This window comes from Microvirga splendida, from assembly GCF_016427565.1.
Taxonomy (GTDB): domain Bacteria; phylum Pseudomonadota; class Alphaproteobacteria; order Rhizobiales; family Beijerinckiaceae; genus Microvirga; species Microvirga splendida.
The window spans coordinates 22114-43593 of sequence record NZ_JAELXT010000001.1 but is presented as its reverse complement, the minus strand read 5'-3'; the positions used below and the strand labels follow the sequence as shown (position 1 = coordinate 43593).

The 21480-nt window shown below is 62.7% G+C and carries 21 protein-coding genes; 10 read left to right on the top strand and 11 right to left on the bottom strand.

Annotated features, from left to right (window positions below):
- Positions 1 to 27 precede the first annotated feature (27 nt).
- From JAO75_RS00200 to JAO75_RS00185, 4 genes are all read right to left on the bottom strand, one after another.
- Positions 28 to 1227: an ABC transporter substrate-binding protein gene (locus tag JAO75_RS00200; RefSeq protein WP_199045597.1), complete on the bottom strand. Its 1200-nt coding sequence runs from the start codon at positions 1225 to 1227 to the stop codon at positions 28 to 30.
- A 119-nt stretch (positions 1228 to 1346) separates the two neighbouring features.
- A complete protein-coding gene (locus JAO75_RS00195) occupies positions 1347 to 2810 on the bottom strand; it encodes an aldehyde dehydrogenase (protein ID WP_199046273.1) in 1464 nt (487 codons plus the stop codon).
- 543 nt (positions 2811 to 3353) lie between these two features.
- Positions 3354 to 4292 (bottom strand): dihydrodipicolinate synthase family protein, encoded by a 939-nt coding sequence (locus JAO75_RS00190; RefSeq protein WP_199045595.1) that lies wholly within the window; start codon positions 4290 to 4292, stop codon positions 3354 to 3356.
- A gap of 33 nt (positions 4293 to 4325) precedes the next feature.
- Entirely contained in the window at positions 4326 to 6059 is a 1734-nt protein-coding gene (locus JAO75_RS00185) for an IlvD/Edd family dehydratase (RefSeq protein ID WP_199045593.1), read from the bottom strand.
- A gap of 157 nt (positions 6060 to 6216) precedes the next feature.
- Here JAO75_RS00185 and ytfQ point away from each other — a divergent pair, with 157 nt between their 5' ends.
- From ytfQ to mmsB, 8 genes are all read left to right on the top strand, one after another.
- A complete protein-coding gene (gene ytfQ / locus JAO75_RS00180; RefSeq protein ID WP_199045591.1) occupies positions 6217 to 7179 on the top strand; it encodes a galactofuranose ABC transporter, galactofuranose-binding protein YtfQ in 963 nt (320 codons plus the stop codon).
- A gap of 97 nt (positions 7180 to 7276) precedes the next feature.
- Positions 7277 to 8785, top strand: a complete 1509-nt coding sequence (gene ytfR / locus JAO75_RS00175) for a galactofuranose ABC transporter, ATP-binding protein YtfR (RefSeq protein WP_199045589.1) — start codon at positions 7277 to 7279, stop codon at positions 8783 to 8785.
- Complete coding sequence (ytfT, locus tag JAO75_RS00170) at positions 8785 to 9789, top strand: galactofuranose ABC transporter, ATP-binding protein YtfT (protein ID WP_199045587.1); 1005 nt, start codon at positions 8785 to 8787, stop codon at positions 9787 to 9789. The genes ytfR and ytfT overlap by 1 nt, the downstream gene beginning before the upstream one ends.
- On the top strand, positions 9786 to 10745 hold the full coding sequence (yjfF, locus tag JAO75_RS00165; protein WP_210340122.1) for a galactofuranose ABC transporter, permease protein YjfF: 960 nt from the start codon (positions 9786 to 9788) through the stop codon (positions 10743 to 10745). Before ytfT ends, yjfF begins: the two co-directional genes overlap by 4 nt.
- An 18-nt stretch (positions 10746 to 10763) precedes the next feature.
- Positions 10764 to 11540 carry a FadR/GntR family transcriptional regulator gene (locus JAO75_RS00160; RefSeq protein ID WP_199045585.1) on the top strand — a complete coding sequence of 259 codons (777 nt, stop codon included), beginning with the start codon at positions 10764 to 10766 and terminating at the stop codon, positions 11538 to 11540.
- Positions 11541 to 11840: 300 nt separating this feature from the next.
- On the top strand, positions 11841 to 12884 hold the full coding sequence (gene chvE / locus JAO75_RS00155) for a multiple monosaccharide ABC transporter substrate-binding protein (RefSeq protein ID WP_425523139.1): 1044 nt from the start codon (positions 11841 to 11843) through the stop codon (positions 12882 to 12884).
- Positions 12885 to 12976: 92 nt separating this feature from the next.
- Positions 12977 to 14506 (top strand): multiple monosaccharide ABC transporter ATP-binding protein, encoded by a 1530-nt coding sequence (gene mmsA, locus JAO75_RS00150; protein ID WP_199045582.1) that lies wholly within the window; start codon positions 12977 to 12979, stop codon positions 14504 to 14506.
- 55 nt (positions 14507 to 14561) lie between these two features.
- The gene (gene mmsB, locus JAO75_RS00145) at positions 14562 to 15707 is read left to right on the top strand and encodes a multiple monosaccharide ABC transporter permease (RefSeq protein ID WP_425523138.1); all 1146 of its coding nucleotides are present in this window, start codon (positions 14562 to 14564) and stop codon (positions 15705 to 15707) included.
- A 54-nt stretch (positions 15708 to 15761) separates the two neighbouring features.
- Here the strand turns inward: mmsB and trhA are convergent, their stop codons facing one another.
- The gene (gene trhA, locus JAO75_RS00140; RefSeq protein ID WP_199045580.1) at positions 15762 to 16379 is read right to left on the bottom strand and encodes a PAQR family membrane homeostasis protein TrhA; all 618 of its coding nucleotides are present in this window, start codon (positions 16377 to 16379) and stop codon (positions 15762 to 15764) included.
- Positions 16380 to 16751: 372 nt separating this feature from the next.
- On the opposite strand from trhA, the gene JAO75_RS00135 reads away from it, so the two are divergent.
- Positions 16752 to 17150: a hypothetical protein gene (locus tag JAO75_RS00135; protein WP_199045579.1), complete on the top strand. Its 399-nt coding sequence runs from the start codon at positions 16752 to 16754 to the stop codon at positions 17148 to 17150.
- 207 nt (positions 17151 to 17357) lie between these two features.
- Positions 17358 to 17585 (top strand): hypothetical protein, encoded by a 228-nt coding sequence (locus JAO75_RS00130; protein ID WP_199045578.1) that lies wholly within the window; start codon positions 17358 to 17360, stop codon positions 17583 to 17585.
- A gap of 18 nt (positions 17586 to 17603) precedes the next feature.
- On the opposite strand, the gene JAO75_RS00125 is transcribed toward JAO75_RS00130, so the two are convergent.
- The 6 genes from JAO75_RS00125 to JAO75_RS00100 form a co-directional block, all read right to left on the bottom strand.
- Positions 17604 to 17834, bottom strand: coding sequence for a hypothetical protein (locus tag JAO75_RS00125; RefSeq protein ID WP_199045577.1), 231 nt, complete (start codon positions 17832 to 17834; stop codon positions 17604 to 17606).
- Positions 17835 to 17883: 49 nt separating this feature from the next.
- Complete coding sequence (locus tag JAO75_RS00120; RefSeq protein ID WP_199045575.1) at positions 17884 to 18030, bottom strand: hypothetical protein; 147 nt, start codon at positions 18028 to 18030, stop codon at positions 17884 to 17886.
- Between the two features lie 246 nt (positions 18031 to 18276).
- Positions 18277 to 19179: a shikimate dehydrogenase gene (locus JAO75_RS00115; RefSeq protein WP_199045573.1), complete on the bottom strand. Its 903-nt coding sequence runs from the start codon at positions 19177 to 19179 to the stop codon at positions 18277 to 18279.
- 5 nt (positions 19180 to 19184) lie between these two features.
- Positions 19185 to 19634 carry a type II 3-dehydroquinate dehydratase gene (locus JAO75_RS00110; protein WP_199045571.1) on the bottom strand — a complete coding sequence of 150 codons (450 nt, stop codon included), beginning with the start codon at positions 19632 to 19634 and terminating at the stop codon, positions 19185 to 19187.
- Positions 19635 to 19661: 27 nt separating this feature from the next.
- Positions 19662 to 20963, bottom strand: a complete 1302-nt coding sequence (locus JAO75_RS00105) for a TRAP transporter large permease (protein WP_199045569.1) — start codon at positions 20961 to 20963, stop codon at positions 19662 to 19664.
- Complete coding sequence (locus JAO75_RS00100; protein ID WP_199045567.1) at positions 20960 to 21478, bottom strand: TRAP transporter small permease; 519 nt, start codon at positions 21476 to 21478, stop codon at positions 20960 to 20962. Before JAO75_RS00100 ends, JAO75_RS00105 begins: the two co-directional genes overlap by 4 nt.
- Positions 21479 to 21480 lie beyond the last annotated feature (2 nt).

Below are 21480 nucleotides of genomic sequence, written 5' to 3'. Positions count from 1 at the left end.
GCGCGGGAGCGATCCCGCCCGGCTGGATCACTTCACGTGCGGGCAGCCGCTTTCCTTGGCGGTGCGGAACAGGCCCTCGGCCGGGATCTTGGCAACGATCTTGTAGAGATCGTTCGGTCCCTTCGATTCCGCAGGCGTCTTCACCTCGACCAGCAGCATGTCGTAGGTCACGCGGCCGTTCGCCTGAATGCGCGGGTTCTCCCAGAGGCCGCTCGAGATGGGCAGCTCGCGCATCTTCGCCGCCACCTTGTCCGGATCGTCCGTTCCGGCTGCCTTCACGGCTTCCAGATAATGCGTGACCGCGCCATAGGCGCCCATCTGGCCCATGGTCGGAGTCTTGCCGCCGTTCTTCGCCATCATTCTCTTGGCCAGCGCGCGGGTCTTGTCGTTCAGGTCCCAGTAGGTCGAGACCGACATGCGCATGCCCTTGGAGGCATCGAGGGTCAGCGCCTCGATGTTGTTCGTGTAGACCATCATGGCGGCGAGCTTGTCGCCGAGCCCGAACTGTCCCGCCTGCTTCACGGTGGTCTCGAGATCGGTGCCCGCATTGGCGAGGCCGATGACGTCGGCGCCCGACCCTTGAGCCGTCAGCAGCGCCGAGGCCATGTCGTTCGAGTTGAGCGGATGCAGGGTCTGCCCGAGCACCTTGCCGCCGGCGGCCTGGATCGACTTGGTCGCGTCAGCGATGAGGGTGTGGCCGAAGACGTAGTCGGCGGCGATCAGGTACCAGGTCTTCTTGCCGTCCGCGACGATGCGCGAGGTCACCGCACGCGACAGTTCCTGAGTGGAAGGCGCGAACTGGAAGCCGTAGGGCGAGCATTGCGCTTCCGAGAAGTTCGGCGCAAAGGCGCCGCTGGCCAGCGTGAACACCTTGGCCTCGGCGGCGCGCGCCTGAGCCGCGAGACCGACGGCGCTCGATCCGCCGAGGGTGATGGCGCGAACGCCCTGCTCCTCGATGAAGCGCTGGGCCTGGGCCGAGCCGACGTCCGGCTTGTTCTGGTGGTCCGCATGCACGACTTCGATGGGGCGGCCCAGCACCTTGCCGCCTGCATCCTCAACGGCCATCTGCACGGCCATGAGCGTGCCGGGGCCTCCGTTGGCCGCGAAGATGCCGGACATGTCGTCGAGCACCAGGATCTTCAGCGGGCCGCTCTGGGCGACGGCCGCCATGGGCAGGGCCGTCGACAGAAGCGCGGCTCCCAGCAGTGTCTTCCACTTGTTGTTCATGTCTTCCTCCCTCTTGTTCGGCAGGTCTTGCGGATGTCGTCATCCGCACGACGTTGGGACTGCCTGCCAAGTCCCTTCAGATTTCCGTTCCCTCACGATGCCCGGGCAATGTGCTGCCTCTATTGCAGGGTGAAAGGATTGGAAATTCTCGATTTCGGATTGATGAAGACGCTCTTCGTCTCAAGGTATTCGTAGATCGCGGCCTTGCCGTTCTCGCGCCCGATGCCCGAAGACTTGAAGCCGCCGAACGGCGCCATGTAGCTGACCACGCGATAGGCATTCACCCAGACGGTGCCGGCCCGCAGCTTGCGCGGCAGCGTGATCGCGCGCTCCAGGCTCTGGCTCCACAATCCGGCGGCCAGCCCGTAGGGAGTATCGTTGGCAAGCGCCACCGCTTCCTCGTCGGTCCGGAACTTGAGAACCGAGAGGACCGGTCCGAACACCTCTTCCCTCGCAATGCGCATGGAGTTGTCCACGCCTGTGAAGATGGTGGGCTCGACGAACCAGCCTTCCTTCAGGCCCTCGGCATCCGGCCGCTTGCCGCCGAGCGCGCAGACGGCGCCCTCGGACCGGGCGATATCGATGAGTTCGAGCGTCTTTGCCAATTGCGGTTCGGTCGCGATGGGGCCTACATCGGTATTGTCGCTGCGCGGGTCGCCGAGGCGGGCCTGCCGCATCCGCTCGATCAGCCGCTCGACGAAGCTGTCGTGGATGCTCTCGTGAACGAGCAGGCGCGAACCGGCCATGCAGGTCTGCCCTGCCGCCGCGAAGATGCCCGAGATGACGCCCTTGACCGCAGCGTCGAGATCGGCGTCCTCGAAGATGATGTGGGGCGACTTGCCGCCGAGCTCCAGCGACACGCGCTTGAAGCTTTCCGCCGCCGCGCGCGAGACCAGCCGTCCTCCCACGTCGGATCCCGTGAAGGCGATGCGGTCGACCAGCGGGTGCTCGGCGAGCGCCGCGCCGGCCTCGTGGCCGAAGCCGGTGACCACGTTGACGACGCCGGGAGGAAAGCCCGCCTGCTCGAAAAGCTCGAGGAAAGCCAGCATCGAAACGGATGCATGCTCCGACGGCTTGATGACAACCGTGTTGCCGGCCGCAAGGGCGGGCGCGAGCTTCCACACGGTCAGGAGCAGCGGCGAATTCCACGGCGTGATGGCCCCGACGACGCCGATCGGCTCGTAGCGGATGTAGTGGAGCATGTCCCCTTTATCGATTGGCGTCACCGCGCCTTCGATCTTGTCCGCGAGACCCCCATAATACTGGAACCAGCGCGGAATGTAGCGCATCTGCCCCAGCATCTCGATCATGAGCTTGCCGTTGTCCCGCACCTCGAGTTCGGCGAGGCGCTGGGCGTTCTTCTCGATGAGATCTGCGAGGCGGTACAGGAGCATCCCGCGATCGCTGGCGAGCATCTTCGACCATGGGCCGGATGTGAATGCGGTGTGCGCGGCGCGAACGGCCCGATCGACATCGTCGGCATTCCCGCGCGGGAGGCGCGCCCAGGGCTTTCCGCTGTAGGGATCCTTCGTCTCGAACCAGTTCCCCGACGAAGACTCGCACCACTCGCCTTCGATCAGCATGCGGAAGTCCTGGAGCGGCGATGCTTCGACGATTGAGGATCCCACGTCACTCTCCCGTTCAGGTGACGACGGCACGGTGTTCAGAGATTCCAAACCACGGCGTCGTCTTATGCTTCATTGTTATGTATCTATGTCTACCATGGTAGAATTCAGCTGAGCAATAGAGAAAATCTCCTATAGTGGATTTTTGATCTGGGCGTGCCCTAGGCTCCATTATTGAACCTAAGGTTGCAGAGCCGGCGTAATCCGACGCTCGGCGCTCCTGGGCTCCTTGGTTCAGAAAAATGTCGGGAGAGATCAGCAGCGCCGAAGACGCAGCCCTTTAAGGCTTGAGCCCGGCCGCTAGGTCCAGGGAACTTCCCCAATGCCGGTTCAGGTCCGGCCACGTGGCACGGCCGGCTCCGCGGGCCGGCTCATGGGCGCAGGTCCGATGTCCGGAAACTTCTGCTGCAGGAGCGCTCGGCTCATAGACTGCAGCATGAGCATCAACGATTCATGGCACTGCCGCCGCAAGGCATGAGCTCATGCGGCGGCTATACGGTTTTAGCGTCCCCAGCGCAGGACCATCGGGTCGAGGCGCCGGGCGACCTCGATGAGGCCTTTTCTCGTTTCCGGGTGCAGCGGCTGCAACGGATGGCGCACCGCTTCCGAGCGGATCACCCCGCCTTCCTTCATGAGCACCTTGGCGGCCAAGAGCCCGCATTGCCGGTTCTCGTAATTGATCAGCGGCAGCCAGCGCTCATAGGCTGCGGCCGCCTCCTCGCGGTTGCCGGCGAAGTACGGATCGATGATCTGACGGATTCCGTCCGGATAGGCGCCGCCGGTCATGGCGCCCATGGCGCCCGCATCGAGGTCGGCCATGAGGGTGATCGCCTCCTCGCCGTCCCACGGCCCTTCGATCGCCTCGCCCCCGAGCGCGATAAGGTCGCGCAGCTTCGTGGCTGTGCCCGCCACCTCGATCTTGAAGTAGGAGACGTTGGCGATCTCCTTCGCCATGCGGGCGAGAAACGGTGCCGACAGCGAAGTGCCGGCCATGGGGGCATCCTGGATCATGATCGGAATGCCGATCTCGTCCGACACCCGGCGGAAGAACTCGTAGATGCCGGGCTCCGACACCCGCAGGGTCGCGCCGAAGAACGGCGGCATGATCATCACCATGGCAGCGCCAGCCTCCTGTGCGCGGCGGCTGCGCTCGGCGCAGATCTCCGTCGAGAAATGGCTGGTCGTGACGATCACCGGAACACGACCGGCGACATGATCGAGCACCGTCGTCATGACGGCGTCGCGCTCATCGTCGCGGAGCAGGAACTGCTCGGAGAAATTCGCCAGGATGCAGAGGCCGTCGGAACCCGCGTCGATCATGAAGTCGACGGCACGCTTCTGGCCCTCCAGATCGAGGCGGCCGCTATCGTCGAAGATTGTGGGCGCCACCGGAAACACACCACGATAGGGGCGGGTGGAACTCCTGCCGGCTGCGAGCATGATCTCTTCCTTCTTGATGTTGCTTCTCGTTGTCTAATGATTGTCGCGCGGAACGGGCGAACCCGTACGGCCCACAAGAAAGTCCAGGTCGACACCTTTGTCGGCCTGCAGAACATGGTCGACATATATCTTGGCCCAACCGCGGGTGGCATGCGGCTCCGGCGGAACCCAGGCGGCACGACGGCGCTCCATCTCCTCGGCCTCCACGTGAAGGTGCAGGCTGCGGGCCGGCACATCGAGGGTGATCAGGTCGCCGTTCTGCACCAGAGCCAGCGGCCCGCCGGCGGCAGCCTCGGGCGCCACGTGCAGCACCACCGTGCCATAGGCCGTGCCCGACATGCGCGCATCCGAGATGCGGATCATGTCGCGAATGCCTTTTTTCAGAAGCTTCTGCGGCAGGGGCATGTTGCCCACCTCGGCCATGCCGGGATAGCCTTTGGGTCCGCAGTTCTTGAGCACCATGATGCAGGTCTCGTCGATGTCGAGATCCTCGTCGTCGATGCGATGATGCAGATCCTCGATGGTCTCGAACACGACGGCGCGGCCGGTGTGCTGCATCAGTTCGGGCGAGGCGGCCGACGGCTTGATGACGGCGCCGTTCGGCGCGAGATTTCCCTTGAGGATGGCGATTCCGGCCTCCGGCTTGAACGGTTCCTCGAAGGTGGTGATCACCTCGCGGTTCCAGCACGGCGCGTCCTGCACGTTGTCCCAGATCGGCTTGCCGTTGACGGTGAGCGCATCCTTGTGCAGCAGGCCGCGCTCGCCGAGCGTACGTAGGACCACCGGCAGGCCGCCGGCATAATAGAAATCCTCCATCAGGAAGCGGCCCGAGGGCATCAGGTCGACGAGGCAGTGGATGTCACGGCCGAGCCGGTCGAAGTCGTCGAGCGTCAGGTCGATGCCGCAACGGCCGGCGATGGCCAGGAGATGCACCACCGCATTGGTCGAGCCGCCGATGGCGGCGAGCGTGCGTACGGCGTTCTCGAAAGCCTGGCGCGTCATGATCCTGGAGAGCACGACATCCTCGCGCACCATCTCGACGATGCGGCGGCCCGCCATGCGGGCGAGCTGGTTGCGGCGCGCGTCCGAGGCCGGGATGGCGGCATTCTCCGGCAGGCCGACGCCGAGCGCCTCCACCATGGACGCCATGGTGGAGCCGGTGCCCATGGTCATGCAGTGGCCGGCCGAGCGGTTCATGCCGGCTTCCGCCTCGTGGAACTCCTGCAGGGTGACCTCGCCGGCGCGAAGCTGCTCGCTCATGGAGATGATGTTGGTGCCGGACCCGATATACTTGCCGCGATAGACGCCGCGCAGCTGCGGGCCGCCGGAGACGCCGATGGTGGGCAGGTCGGCGGAGGCTGCGCCCATGAGCAGGGCAGGAGTGGTCTTGTCGCAGCCCATGAGGAGCACGACGCCGTCGAGGGGATGGGCGCGGATGGCCTCCTCCACGTCCATGGCGGCGAGGTTGCGGAAAAGCATGGCCGTGGGGCGCATGGTCACCTCGCCGAGCGAGGAGACAGGGAACTCGAGCGGAAAGCCGCCGGCGTCGAGCACGCCGTACTTCACGTGCTCGGCCAGGGTGCGGAAATGGGCATTGCAGGGGGTGAGCTCTGACCAGGTGTTGCAGATGCCGATGACGGGACGGCCTTCGAACTGGTCCTGGGGGAAGCCGCTGTTCTTCAAAAACGAGCGGTAATAGAAACCCATCTTGTCCTGGCGCCCGAACCACGCCTGGCTGCGCAAGGGACGCTTCTTGTCTTCGCTCATTGCTTCCCGCCTCTGAAACCCGAGCGCCGGCCAAGGAGGTCTGGAGGACCGCGACTTTGGTCGTATAGGCGCTCTCGATGTTTCATATAATAGTACTAATAGGCAGCTGTTAAGGCTGCTAAAGTCGAAGAGCAACGACAAATTTAGGGAGAAACGCATGAAGGCCCGTCATCTTCTGACGACAATCGGCATGGCCGCACTGATGCTGTCCTCAGGCGCCGCTTACGCCCAGAGCAAAATGACCGTCGGGTTCTCGCAGGTCGGTTCGGAGTCCGGCTGGCGGGCCGCCGAGACGAAGGTCTCGAAAATCGAGGCCGAGAAGCGCGGCATCGACCTCAAGATTTCCGATGCGCAGCAGAAGCAGGAGAACCAGATCCGCGCCGTGCGCTCCTTCATCGCGCAGGGCGTCGATGCCATCTTCATCGCGCCGGTCGTCTCCACGGGCTGGGACTCGGTTCTCAAGGAAGCCAAGGACGCCAAGATCCCGGTGGTCCTGCTCGACCGCTCCATCGAGACGAAGGACGATTCCCTCTATCTCACGGCCGTGACCTCCGACACCGTCTATGAGGGCAAGGTGGCCGGCGAGTGGCTGGCCAAGGAGACTGGCGGCAAGTGCAACGTGGTCGAGCTCCAGGGCACGGTCGGCTCGAGCCCGGCGATCAACCGCAAGAAAGGCTTCGATCAGGTCGTGGCGGCCAATCCCGGCATGAAGATCATCCGCACCCAGTCCGGCGACTTCACCCGCACCAAGGGCAAGGAAGTCATGGAAAGCTTCATCAAGGCCGAAGGCGGCGGCAAGAACATCTGCGCCGTCTATGCCCATAACGACGACATGGCCATCGGCGCCATCCAGGCCATCAAGGAAGCCGGCCTGAAGCCCGGCAAGGACATCAAGGTCGTGTCCATCGACGCGGTGCCGGATATCTTCAAGGCCATGGCGGACGGCGAAGCCAACGTGACCGTCGAGCTGACGCCCAACATGGCAGGCCCGGCATTCGACGCGCTGCTCGCCTTCAAGAAGGACGGCAAGCAGCCGCCGAAGTGGATCCAGACGGAGTCCAAGGTCTACACGCCCGAGACCGCGCAGGCCGAATACGAAAAGCGCAAGGATCTCTACTGAGATCATCCAACCGCGAGGGCGGCAGGCGGCACCCGCCTGCTGCCCTTCCAACCCCGCCGGTCTGCGGCGGCTTTGCGCATGGGCTGGTGAGGACGGGATGCAGCCAACAAGGGAACGGCCTGAACTTCTCGAGATCAGGGGGCTGACGAAGGGGTTTCCGGGCGTGCTGGCGCTCGATCATGTGGACTTCACCCTTCATGCGGGTGAGATCCACGGCCTGCTCGGCGAGAACGGCGCCGGCAAGTCGACTCTGATCAAAGTGCTGACGGGCGTGTTCAGGCGCGATGCCGGAACGGTTCGCCTCGACGGGCAGGAGATTACGGCACGCGACCCGGCCGATGCGCTCTCGCTCGGCATCGGCACGGTTTATCAGGAGGTCAATCTTCTGCCGAACCTGTCCGTGGCGGAAAACCTCTTCATCGGCCGCCAGCCCCATCGTTTCGGCCTCGTGCGCACGGGCGAGATGCGGCGCCGCGCGGCCGAGCTTCTGTCCGGCTATGGCCTCGCGATCGATGTGGCCAATCCCCTCGGGAGCTTCTCCGTCGCCGTCCAGCAGATCATCGCGATTGCGCGTGCGGTCGATCTTTCCGCCAAGGTGCTCATCCTCGATGAGCCGACGGCGAGCCTCGACGCGCAGGAGGTCGAGAGTCTTTTCGAGATTCTGAAGGGCCTCAAGGCTCGCGGCATCGGCATCGTGTTCGTCACGCATTTCCTCGATCAGGTCTATGCCGTCTGCGACCGCATCACCGTGCTGCGCAACGGCCGTCTCGTGGGCTCGAAGCCCATCGCCGAGCTGCCGCGGATCGAGCTCGTGTCCATGATGCTGGGGCGTGAGCTCGCGGACGAGGCCTTGCACCGCAACCAGCGCCCCGCCGTCACCGGAGAGCCGCTCGTGGCCTTCAAGAATTACGGCAGGCGGCGCCTCATCGAGCCTTTCGATCTTGCCGTGCGCCCCGGCGAGGTGGTGGGACTGGCCGGCCTCCTGGGTTCGGGCCGCACCGAGACCGCGAAACTCATCTTTGGGGTCGAGCGCGCGGACAGCGGGCAGGCCTTCGTCGATGGGAAGCCCGTGCGCATCGCGACCCCGCGCGATGCCGCCCGCCTGCGGTTCGGCTTCACGCCCGAAGACCGCAAGACGGAAGGCATCGTGGCGGAGCTGTCGATCCGCGAGAACATCGTTCTGGCCCTGCAGGCGCAGCGCGGCTGGCTGCATCAGATCCCCCGAGGCAAGCAGGAGGAGATCGCCAACCGCTTCATCAAGCTTCTCGACATCCGGACGCCGGATGCGGAAAAGCCCATCGGCCTTCTTTCGGGCGGCAACCAGCAGAAGGCGCTGCTCGCCCGCTGGCTCGCCACCGAGCCGCGCTTCCTCATCCTCGACGAGCCGACGCGCGGCATCGATGTGGGCGCCCACGCCGAGATCATCCGTCTCATCGAGCGCCTGTGCGAGGACGGCCTTGCTCTTCTCGTCATCTCCTCGGAACTGGAGGAGATCGCCTCCTACAGCGACCGCGTCGTGGTGCTGCGCGACCGGCGGCATGTCCGCGAACTCTCAGGCGCCGAGGTGAGCGCGGATACCATCATGACAACCATTGCGAGCCACTGATGAGCAGCGTGATCCAAGCCAGTGCTCCGCGCACGCTCCCCAAGGGGCTTCCGCAGGTTGCGGCGCTCCTGATCGTCTTTCTCGTCAACTGGCTCGTCTTCCGCGACTTCTTCGCCCTGCGCCTTCAGGACGGCCGTCTCTTCGGCAGCCTGATCGACGTGCTGAACCGGGGCGCCCCGGTGGCCATTCTGGCGCTGGGCATGACGCTGGTCATCGCAACGCGCGGGATCGATCTCTCCGTCGGCGCCGTCATGGCCATTGCGGGCGCAACGGCGGCAGCCCTGACGGCCGAGGGGTATCCGCTGCCGGTGGCGCTCGCCGCCGCGGCCGGCGTGGGACTGGCCTGTGGCCTGTGGAACGGCATTCTCGTGGCCGTTCTCGAGATCCAGCCTTTCGTGGCCACCCTGATCCTGATGGTGGCCGGGCGCGGCTTCGCGCAGCTCATCACCGAGGGACAGATCATCACCTTCGTGAGCGACGGCTTCGCGGCCATCGGCAGCGGCTCCTTCCTGATGCTGCCGATGGCTGTGATGATCGCCCTCGTGATGCTTCTCATCACGCATCTCGTGGTCCGATACACGGCGCTCGGCCTCTTTATCGAAGCAATCGGCGCCAATGTCCGCTCCAGCGCCTATGCGGGCGTCGGCACCAAGGCGGTGACCATTGCGGTGTATATGTGGTGCAGCCTCTGTGCGGCCATCGCGGGCCTGATCGTGACCGCCGACATCCGGGGGGCCGACGCCAACAATGCCGGCCTCTGGCTCGAGCTCGACGCGATCCTGGCCGTGGTCGTGGGCGGCACGTCCCTGTTCGGCGGACGCTTCAGCCTCGTCCTCGCCGTCATCGGCGCCCTCATCATCCAGGCCATGAACACGGGCATTCTGCTGAGCGGCTACCCGCCCGAGTACAACCTCATCGTGAAGGCCATCGTCGTGCTGGCCGTGCTCCTGGCCCAATCGCCCGTTCTGACGGCCGTGCGCGCCGTGTTGAGGAGGAAGGCATGATCCGGCGCCATCTCCCTGTTCTCATTACGCTCGCGGTCTTCATCGTCGGCTACCTGATCTGCCTGGCGCAGTTTCCGAGCTTCGCCTCGACCCGCGTGATCGGCAATCTCCTGACCGACAACGCGTTCCTCGGCATCGTCGCGGTCGGCATGACCTTCGTGATCCTGTCCGGGGGGATCGACCTGTCGGTCGGGTCGGTGATCGCCTTCACGGGCGTGTTCCTGGCGGTCGCCATCGAACGCTACGGGATCAATCCCTATCTGGCCTTCGTGCTCGTTCTCGGCATCGGGGCCCTGTTCGGCGCAGGAATGGGGCTGCTGATCCATGCCTTCCAGATCCCGGCCTTCATCGTGACCCTCGCCGGCATGTTCCTGGCTCGCGGCCTGTGCTTCGTGCTGACCACGGACTCGATTCCGATCAATGCGCCGGCCTATGGCCAGATCACGGAGATCGCCTTTGTCATGCCGGGCGGAGGAAGGCTGACCTTCATCGCCATCGTCATGCTCGTGACCTTCGCCGCCGGCATCGTCCTGGCCCATTTCACGCGCTTCGGCGCCAATGTTTATGCTCTCGGCGGCAACAGGACGTCGGCCGAGCTGATGGGCGTTCCCGTCGGGAGGACGACGATCGGGATCTACATGCTGTCGAGCCTCCTCGCCGCGCTCGCCGGGATCGTGTTCTCGTTCTATACGTCGGCAGGCTATTCCCTGGCCGCGACGGGCGTGGAACTCGACACGATCGCCGCAGTGGTCATCGGCGGCACCCTGTTGACAGGCGGCTACGGGACGATCATCGGCACTCTTGTCGGGGTGCTGATCCAGGGGTTGATCCAGACCTACATTACCTTTGAGGGAACCCTGAGTTCCTGGTGGACGAAAATCGCCATCGGTGCTCTCCTGTTCGCATTCATCGTGCTGCAGCGGGGATTGTCGGCGGCATCTCTTCGGTCCCGATAGAAGTGAGAGAACAGGGCCATGGTGTTGATGAACGGCTTCCAGAAATCCCCGAGAGCGCGCTCGGCCCACGACCTCGTGGCCCATGGAATCGGCCAGAACATCATGCAGGGTCGCTTTCCCATCGGCAGCATCCTGCCCGGCGATGCCGAGCTGATGGAGTTCTTTGGAGTTTCCCGTACGGCACTTCGAGAGGCTTTGAAGACCCTGGCCGCGAAGGGGCTGATCGAGTCCAAGACCAAGGTCGGCACCAAGGTCCTGGACCGCAACAACTGGAACATGTTCGATGCCGACATTCTGGAGTGGCATCTCCAGATGGGGGTCGATGCCCGCTTCCTGGGATGGCTTTTCGAGATCCGGCAGACCCTGGAGCCGCTCGCCTGCGCCACGGCGGCCCTGCGGCGGACGCAGCAGCAGCTGGACGCCATGCACAAAGCCCTGCAGGCCATGTACGGCTGCGAGAGCAATCGGCAGGGGTTCACCAAGGCCGACCTCGCCTTCCACCAGGCCATCCTGGAGGCGTCAGGCAATCCGTTCCTGCAGTCCATCGGTTCCGTGATCGGCGCCGCGCTCGCCACATCGTTCACCATCAGCTCCCCCGTCTCGAGCGATGATCGCTTCCAGGAGGTGATGCGCCAGCATCAGGCCGTCTTCGACGCCATCGAGCAGCGCCAGCCGTCCGCCGCGAGTGATGCCATGGCGGCTCTCATCCTGCAGGCGGCCGAGCGGGTTCAGATCATGCATGCCGAGAGTTCGCTGACCAGCATTCAGATCCATGCCTTCTCGGGATCCGACTGACGGAAGCAGGACTGCCGCTCCTAAAGGAAGGTTGTGGAGGGGCGAGTGTTGTTCCCTTCAATAGTAGTATAGTATGATTTATCGGCGGACGTGACAGCCTTAACACTTGGTCCGCCACCAGAGATGCCAGGGCTCAGCCAGGAGTCCTGCTCTAAAAAGATCAGCAGCCGCTCCCGGTCGTGGCCGAAGCGCAAGCTGACGAAAGTCCTTGAGCGAAGAGTGCTGGAGATAGGTCCGGCGGAACGACAACGCCGGACACGGACAAAAGGGAGAACGATCTTGAAGACGTATACGACCACATTGGCGGCCGTGGCTCTCGGAGCTTTCGGCGTGCTTGGCGCCGCTCAGGCGCAGGACAAGGGAACCGTCGGCGTGGCCATGCCCACGAAGTCATCCGCGCGCTGGATCGACGATGGCAACAACATGGTCAAGGTGCTGAAGGAGAAGGGCTACAACGTCGATCTGCAATACGCGGACGATGATATTCCGAACCAGCTCTCCCAAGTCGAGAACATGATCACCAAGGGCTCCAAGGTGCTGGTGATCGCAGCCATCGACGGCACGACCCTGTCAGACGCGCTGCAGCAGGCTGCCGACAAGGGCATCAAGGTGATCGCCTATGACCGCCTGATCCGCAATTCCAAGAATGTCGACTACTACGCCACCTTCGACAACTTCCAGGTCGGCGTGCTTCAGGGCGGTTACATCGAGAAGGCGCTCGGCCTGAAAGAGGGCAAGGGGCCGTTCAACGTCGAGCTGTTCGGCGGCTCGCCGGACGACAACAATGCCTACTTCTTCTACAACGGCGCCATGTCCGTCCTTGAGCCCTACATCAAGAGCGGCAAGCTCAAAGTGCAGAGCGGCCAGATGGGGATGGACAAGGTCTCGACCCTGCGCTGGGATGGCGCGGTTGCTCAATCGCGCATGGATAACCTGCTCAGTGCCTTCTACACCGACAAGCGGGTCGATGCGGTTCTCTCGCCCTACGACGGCCTGAGCATCGGCATCATCTCCTCTCTCAAGGGCGTCGGCTACGGCACGGCCCAGCAGCCGATGCCGGTCATCACCGGCCAGGATGCGGAGGTGCCTTCCGTGAAATCGATTCTGGCCAAGGAGCAGACCCAAACGGTGTTCAAGGACACCCGCGAGCTTGCGAAGGTCGCAGCCAACATGGTCGACGCCGTGCTCTCGGGCAAGCAGCCCGAGGTCAACGACACGAAGACTTACGAGAACGGCGTGAAGACCGTGCCGTCCTACCTGTTGAAGCCGGTCAATGTCGATGCGTCTAACTGGAAGGAAGTTCTGGTCGGTAGCGGCTATTACAAGGAAACCGAGTTCAAGTAACTGAGTCGATACAGGCGGACCCTGCGCACCCGCGCGGGGTCCTTGCTCGTTTCTGAAGAGGCTGCCCGTCCGGTGCGGCTTGAGGTCATGCGATGAATGCGATCCTTGAAATGCAGGGGATCACCAAGACGTTTCCGGGCGTAAAGGCGCTCGACGACGTCAACATCACCGTTCGGGCCGGCGAGATCCACGCGCTGGTCGGTGAGAACGGCGCAGGCAAGTCTACGCTCATGAAGGTTCTGAGCGGCGTCTACCCGCACGGTTCCTATTCCGGCTCGATCTTTTACGAAGGCGAGGAGCGCCGCTTCAAGGGCATTGCCGACAGCGAGTCGCTCGGCATCATCATTATCCATCAGGAATTGGCGTTGGTGCCGCTCCTGTCGATCGCAGAGAACATCTTTCTCGGCAACGAGCAGGCGAAATACGGCGTGATCGACTGGTCGCTGGCGTTTTCCCGCACCAAGGAACTGCTCAAGGTCGTCGGACTCAACGAGTCGCCCGAAACGCTCGTGACCAATCTCGGAGTCGGCAAGCAGCAACTCGTGGAGATCGCCAAAGCGCTCTCGAAAAAGGTCAAGCTTCTGATCCTCGATGAGCCAACCGCCAGCCTGAACGAGAAGGACAGCGACGCACTTCTGAACCTGCTGCTTCAGTTCAAGGCTCAGGGCATCTCCTCAATCCTGATCTCGCACAAGCTGAACGAAATCTCGAAGGTTGCCGATTCGATCACGGTTCTTCGGGATGGCGGTACGGTCGAGACGCTGAACTGCCGGGCGCAGACCATCAGTGAGGACCGCATCATCCGCGGCATGGTGGGTCGCACCATGGAAGACCGCTATCCCAAGCGCGATCCGAACATCGGCGAGACGATTTTCCAGGTCGAGAACTGGTCCGCATATCACCCGATCCACAGCCACGTGCAGGTGGTCAAAGACGTCAACCTGAACATTCGGCGTGGCGAGATCGTCGGCATCGCAGGGCTGATGGGAGCAGGACGGACCGAGTTCGCCATGAGCCTCTTCGGACGCAGCTATGGCCGGAACATTTCGGGCCGTGTGATGCTCCACGGGCAGGAGATCGACGTGAGCACGGTGGAGAAGGCCGTCTCCAGCGGGATCGCCTATGCCACCGAGGATCGCAAGACCTATGGCCTGGTTCTGGCCGAAGACATTCGCAAGAACGTGACCCTCGCCAATCTGGAAGGGGTTTCCAAGAATTTTGTCATCGATGACATCCGGGAACTGGCGGTCGCCAACGATTACCGCGCCAAGATGCGCATCCGCAGTCCCAGCGTCTTCCAGGAGACAGTGAATCTGTCGGGTGGCAACCAGCAGAAGGTCGTGTTGAGCAAATGGCTCTTCTCCGACCCGGAGATCCTCATTCTCGACGAGCCGACCCGGGGCATCGACGTGGGCGCAAAGTACGAAATCTACACGATCATCAACAGGTTGGCCGATGCCGGCAAAGGTGTTCTCATGATATCCTCCGAGATGCCGGAACTGCTCGGTATGTGCGACCGGATCTATGTGATGAACGAGGGCTCCCTGATTGCCGAACTCGACATCGCCGAGGCGTCCCAGGAGAAGATCATGCATGCCATCGTAAAGTCGGGGAGGCGCTGAGATGGATACGAGAACAGCCGACGAGCTTTCGCTTTCCCATCAGAAGACATCATGGATGGAGTTCATCAAGGCTCACTTCCGCGATTATGGCATGCTGCTGTCCCTGCTGGTCATCATGCTTTTCTTTCAGGTGGTCACGAACGGCACCCTGCTGCGGCCCCTCAATCTCACTAACTTGGTGCTGCAGAACAGCTATATCGTCATTATGGCGCTCGGCATGCTGCTTGTCATCGTAGCCGGGCACATCGATCTCTCCGTCGGTTCCATCGTCGGCTTCGTCGGCGGCCTGGCCGCCATGATGATGGTCAGGTGGGGGTTCGATCCGGTGACGACCACCATCGCCTGCCTGATCATAGGCGGTCTCATCGGCGCGGCCCAGGGCTATTGGGTGGCGTATTTCAAGGTACCTTCCTTCATCGTGACGCTTGCCGGCATGCTCGTGTTCAAAGGGCTGACCCTGGCACTCCTCGGCGGCATGTCGGTCGGTCCGTTCCCGGTGGCGTTTCAGCGGCTGAGCTCCGGCTTCATCCCTGACGTTTTCGGCGGGGAGGGGTTCAACTATACGGCTCTATTCCTGGGCATCGCGAGCGTCGCGGCGATTATCTATTTCAGCCTCCGCAGCCGCGCGAACCAGCTCAAGCATGCCGTCGAGACCGCGCCCTTCGGCCTCTTTCTGTTCAAGAACGGCCTGCTTGCCGTTCTCGTGATCGCGTTCTGCTACCTGATGGCGACCTATCGCGGGCTGCCGAACGTCCTTGTCATCATGGCGGTGCTGATCGCACTGTATGCCTTCGTGACCAACCGCACCACCATCGGCCGGAGGGTCTATGCCCTCGGGGGTAACGAAAAGGCGGCGAAGCTCTCTGGCATCAAGACCGAGCGGCTGACCTTTCTCACTTTCGTCAATATGGGCGTCCTGGCGGGTCTCGCCGGCCTGATCTTCGCGGCGCGTCTCAACACAGCCACGCCGAAGGCCGGTCTCGGATTCGAACTCGACGTGATCGCAGCCGTCTTCATCGGTGGCGCCTCGGCCACAGGCGGGGTTGGCAAGGTGACGGGTGCCGTCATCGGAGCCTTCGTCATGGGTGTGATGAACAACGGTATGTCGATCTTAGGCATTGGCATCGACTATCAGCAGGTCATCAAAGGCCTCGTGCTGCTCGCAGCCGTCTCCTTGGACGTTTACAACAGGAAGAAGTAAGACTGCACGCTTGTGAAGCCCTCATGCTCACCTCCTGATAGGCATTGCGCTTCATCAGGACCGAGCAAGCACCAGGCAGTCGAGCACGGCGCCATAATGGCAGGCGGCCGCGACGAGAACGAAGCCGTGCCAGATCGCATTCTGGAACCGCAGGCTTTCCCAGAGATGGAAGACGACGCCCGCCGTGTAGATGATCCCGCCAATCGCAAGGAGCCAGATGGTTGAGGCGGCAAGCTCGCCGAAAACGGATTCGTAGGCCATGACGCCGCTCCAACTCAGGAGCAGGTAAAGCACTATCGAGAGGCGGTCGAAACGGCCAGGAAAGCGCAATTTGAGCGCGATACCCACTGCGGACGTTAGCCAAATGCCGGCCAGGAGCGCCAGGGACTCCGCGCTCGCCTTCATTTGAGTGATGAACGGCGTGTAGGTGCCCGCAATCAGGAGATAGATGGCTGAATGGTCAAACCGCCGCAACATCCACTTGACCGGTGAGACCGGCCAGAGATTGTAGAGCGCCGACACGGTGAGCACCGCCAGCAGGCCGGTGCCATAGACCAGAATAGAGGTGAATTCCCACGCTCCCACGGTCGGCGCGGCCACGATGAGAAGGGCAATGACGGATATGGTACCGACTGTCACGCCGACAGCATGCACCATGCCGTCGGCGATCATCTCACTCCTATCGTAGTCCCACCTCACATTCGCTTCCTTGCATTGGCTGCGGAACGCCGCCGCAGGTTATGAAATGTGAACGCGGCACGCTTGAAGGATATTTGGACCTGATTCAGTGCACTTCAAGGCGAATTCATCCGCCCGATGTCGGTGATCCAGCCCAGGATACTTTCGGATATGAAATGAAGAGACAACATGTCTCCCGTCATAGGTGCGGGTCAGCCATGGTGATCCGGATGCTGAGGCGTATGAAGAAGCGATCTCTTCTGTATATGACCACATGAGATCTCAAATCAGTCCAAGTCTCGTCGCGACTTTGCCTCGATTGAACTTTGACTTAGTGGGAATCCTTGGGGCGCGAGAGGATCTGCCATGCATGACGATGAGATGTTCCCACTGGAAGCCGTCCCGTCCCGGGTGAAGTTTGCGATCCTGCGCGAGTTCAAAGGGCGCAGGCCCACCGTTCGCGAGGTCGACCGGATCTGTGATCGAAGCTGGTTGGCCGTTCCGGGAATCGGGCAGACGGCCTTGGCGAGCATCCGTCAGGCCACAGGGTATCGGCAGTCATCGTACGCTAATGCATCTGTTGCCGAGATGTCGGATGCCGAGCTTCTGATGCGCCTCGAAGCCCTGCAGGAAGAGTTCCGGAGCCTGATCAAAATTCTCAGTACAGCTCTTGCTCCGGCGTCGAAGAAACGGTTCCGCTCTGCGTCGATGCGGAGGACGCCGCTGACCGGTCACGGGCATCAAGGCTCAGGCCTCGTCTTCTGACCCGACCGTCACCTGGTGCTTCCTCTCCCCCAACGGATCCTATGTGTGGAGTACAGCAAAGCCAGCTTCAAGCTCGACAGGAGCCGTGAAATATCGTTCCTGCCTCTTATCCTTCCGATGGTCTGCTATCACTATAACGGAGTATCGTCGGGACTGTCGCGTGTTGTCCCGAGAGCTGAAACTCTGTTCTCTTGAAGGAGACCCTCAATGAGTGACTGGCGGCCATTGGAGACCGCGCCTCGGGACGGATCCAGGCTCGACGTGTGGACGGAGAATGGCGTTCGCTACATCGATGTGTTCTGGCACCAAGGTCCTGGTTTTCCCCAGGGTGCGTTCGTCTTCTACGACAGCCACCTGCGCGATTACATCGACGTGGACGACGCATCCCACTGGATGCCGCCTCCCGCACCTCCCAAGGTCGAGACATCTTCATAAAGGCCGGCGGGCAGTGGCTCAGCCTGCTGTTCCCGGCTCCCTCGAAGGATGCTCCGCTAAAGCTTCATTCAATGCGACGAGAAGGATGCCGATATCCTCGTTCAGCAGCCGGATCGCATTCCGGGCATATTCTCGGGAACGCTCCTTGCTTCTTGCAGATCCGTCATCCCAGGAGTGCGCATGCTGCTCGGCCTCGTATATTGCTCGAGCCACGAGCTCTACTGTGTGTTCGACCCTGACGCCGCTCATGATGAGGACCTCCGTTTCAAAGCGTCGAGATATGCCGGTGCGTGCCCTGTCAGATGCTTGCGAGCAGGAGGCTCGCCCCGATGAGGGTGCTGACGGAGGTCACGAAGAGGAACGAAGCCCGCCCGAGCGACGGGCCTGCATGGGAGCCGTTCCACTGTTCGTGATCGATTTTCTGTGAGCCTTGGCCGAGAGACATGAATCTATCCTGCGTTTGGGTGCGAATGCATGGTCGTCAAACGCAGGCAGCCGTCAGACTATTCCTTCACAAACTATGTATGAGTGTTTCCGAAGCTTGGCAGATCGAGGGCCTCGGGAGCGGATATGGGGATCGTCGATCTCGGCAGTGCAGAATGGACCTCTCATAGTCCCGCTCCATGCCTGTCCCTTGAGCCACGAGGGGATATTCCTAAGCATTGCCCGTCGCAGCCGCGAACTCCAGGTTCTACATCTCGCTGAAGTGACGGAGCATCCTTTCGGCGTCCGGCTCCAGGCCTGTAAAAAGCTGGAAGGCGCCGACGGCCTGGAAGACCGCCATGCCGCCGCCCGACATCGTGCGGCAGCCCTGGACGCGGGCCTGGCGCAAGAGTTCGGTCTCGAGCGGGAAGTAGACGATATCCGCGACCCAGAGGTCGGAGCGCAGAAAATTGGCAGGCACGGCCATGCCGGGATACTTCGCCATCCCGAGCGGCGTGGTGTTGACCATGCCGTCCGCCGCAGCCATCGAATCCGCCACAGGAATACCGGTTGAGGCGCGGCCCTTGCCGAAACGCTCGCACAGGGCAGCCGCGAGAGTCTCAGCGCGGGCTTGATCCGTATCGATGACGACGAGTTCGCTTGTCCCAAGGGTGAGAAGGGCATGGGCCACAGCCGCACCGGCTCCGCCGGCGCCGAACTGAACGACCCGGTTGCGGCGCACGTCGGGCAGCTCGCGCCTCATGCTCTCGGCAAAGCCCCACCAGTCGGTGTTGTGCCCGACGCGCCGCCCATCCTTCAGCACGACCGTGTTCACGGCGCCGAGCGCGGCGGCATCCGTCGACAGGTCGTCAAGGAAGGGAATGACGGACTGCTTGCAGGGATGCGTGATGTTGAGCCCGGCGAAGCCGAAGCGCTGGGCGGCCGTGAGGATCTCCGGAAGCGCGCCGGCATCGAGACCGAGCGCCTCCAGGTCGATCAGCTTGTAGACATAGCGCAAGCCCTGCTCGGCGCCCTCGCGCTCGTGGAGGGCGGGCGTCCGCGACGCCTGAATGCCGCTGCCCATCAGCCCGACGAGGACGGAGGGGCGACGCCACGAATCCGAGGCCTCGCCGATGCGGGAGAGCGGTTCAGGTGAAGGATCGCTCGCCATGAGCGTCAGGCCCTTTCCGGCTGGGCGCCGATCATGTCGAGCATGGCCCGCACGGCCACCGGGTATCCGCCGGTGCCCAGGCCGGCAATGACGGCCGTGGCGACCGGGGAGATATAGGACTTGTGATAGATCGGCTCGCGCCTGTGGATGTTCGAGATGTGAAGTTCGATGAGAGGGCCGGGAAACATCTTCAGGGCGTCCATGATCGCCATGGACGTGAAGGTGAAGGCCGCGGGGTTGATGATGATGCCGCTGCCCTCGTCGATGGCCTCATGCACCCATTCTATGATCTCGTACTCGCGGTTTGACTGCCGGAACACGATGGCCTCACCGGGTGCAGCTTCCCGGCACAGGGCTTCCACCTCGGTTAGGGTCGTGCGCCCGTAGATCTCCGGCTCGCGGGTTCCCAGGCGATTGAGGTTGGGGCCATTAAGGATGTAGATCGGCTTGCTCATGGATGCGCTTTTCTGCGGGAGGCCGGCTTATCCCTGGTAGCCAAAGAGGCGAGGCAGCCAGAGCACGGTTTCGGGCACGAAGGTCAGGATCGCCAGGGCTGCCAGCATCGCGAACAGGAACGGCAGCACGTCCCGCACGAGGCTGCGCAGCGGCGCGCCCGAGATGTTCGTCATGATGAACAGCAGCAGCCCATAGGGCGGCGTGATCAGCCCGATCATGATGTTGATCACCACGACGACGCCGAAATGCACCAGATCGATGCCCAGCGCCTGCGCCGTGGGGATGAACACCGGAACGATGATGAGCAGGATCGCCGTTCCTTCCAGCACGCAGCCGAGGAGGAGGAGCAGGACGTTCACAAGGATCAGGAAGCCGACCGGCGAGAGATCCCAGCCTGCCAGCAGCGTCTTCAGTTCATCGGGGATGTTCTCGACAGTGACGACATAATTGAACACCAGGGAGCCTGCGATCAGCATGCCGATCGAAGTGCTGGTGCGTGCGCTGATGGCCAGCGATCGGTAGAAGTCGCGCCAGCTCACGCTGCGGTAAAGACCAGCCGAAATGAGGAGCGCATAGGCTGCCGCGACAGCCGCTGCCTCGGTTGGCGTCATCACGCCGCTGTAGATGCCGCCGAGGAGCACGACCGGCATCATGAGCGAGGGAAGGGCCTCCCAGGTGATCCGCGGCAGCTTGCGTAAGGGGACGGGCTTTTCGACGGGGAAGTTCCTCCGGCGCGCCGTGATGGCCACGATGACCATCTGGCTAAGCGCCATCAGCAGGCCCGGAACGACGCCGCCGAGAAACAGGAAGCCGATGGAAGCATCGGAGACGAGAGCATAGAGCACCATCGGGATCGATGGCGGAATGATCGGTCCGATAACCGACGAGACGGCGGTCGTGGCGGCCGCGTAGCTCGGCGTATAGCGGCCGTCGCGGGTCATCATGGCCTGCATCATGCGCCCGGTGCCGGCCGCATCCGCGATGGCCGAGCCGGACATGCCGGCGAAGATGATGCTCTGTAGGATGTTGACCTGGGCGAGACCGCCGCGAAAGCGGCCGACGAGCGCATTGCAGAACGTCATGAGGCGGTCGGTCATGCTGCCGATATTCATGAATTCCGCGGCCAGGATGAAGAGCGGCACCGACAGGATGACGTAGTTGGAATACATCCCGTTCAGAAGCTGCTCGGCGGCCGTTCCCATGTCCAGGCCTGCAAGCAGCAGGTACAGGATGGAGCCGGCAATCATCGCGTGACCGATGGGCAGCCCGAGGAACGCGAGGGCAGTGATCGCGACGAGCGCGAGCGAGAAGGGACTGGCCAGGTTCATACGCCGGAATTCGCCTTGGTGGGATCGGATCCGTCCGGCGCCACACCGCGCAAGGCCTGCCAGGCCAGCCAGAGGTAGCGGGCGATGGTGGCTACGACGAAGACGATGTAGATCGAGAACAGCCAGTCGAAGCGGATCTTGAGATAGCCGGTCTTCTCCACCTTCATGAAGGTGACGTAATCGAGAACTGCCGGAAACGAGATCGCATACAGGGTAATCAGCGCCACGGCGGTGACGAGCCCCATGATCCTGCGCGCGCCGGGCCCGACCGAGCCGTAGAGGATGTCGAAGCGGATCTCCTCGCGCTCGCTCACCACGAAGGCCGCGCCCCAGAGGACGAGCCAGATCCACAGGATGACGCTGATCTCGTGCGTCCAGCCGATGGGAAGGCCGAGAACATACCGGAAGGCGATCTGCAGGAGGAAGGCCAGGAACATCGCACACAGCATCGCGGCGGCAATGTTCTCCGCGCGTCGTGCCAGCCAGGAGCCGATTGCACGCAAGGATGACGTCATGA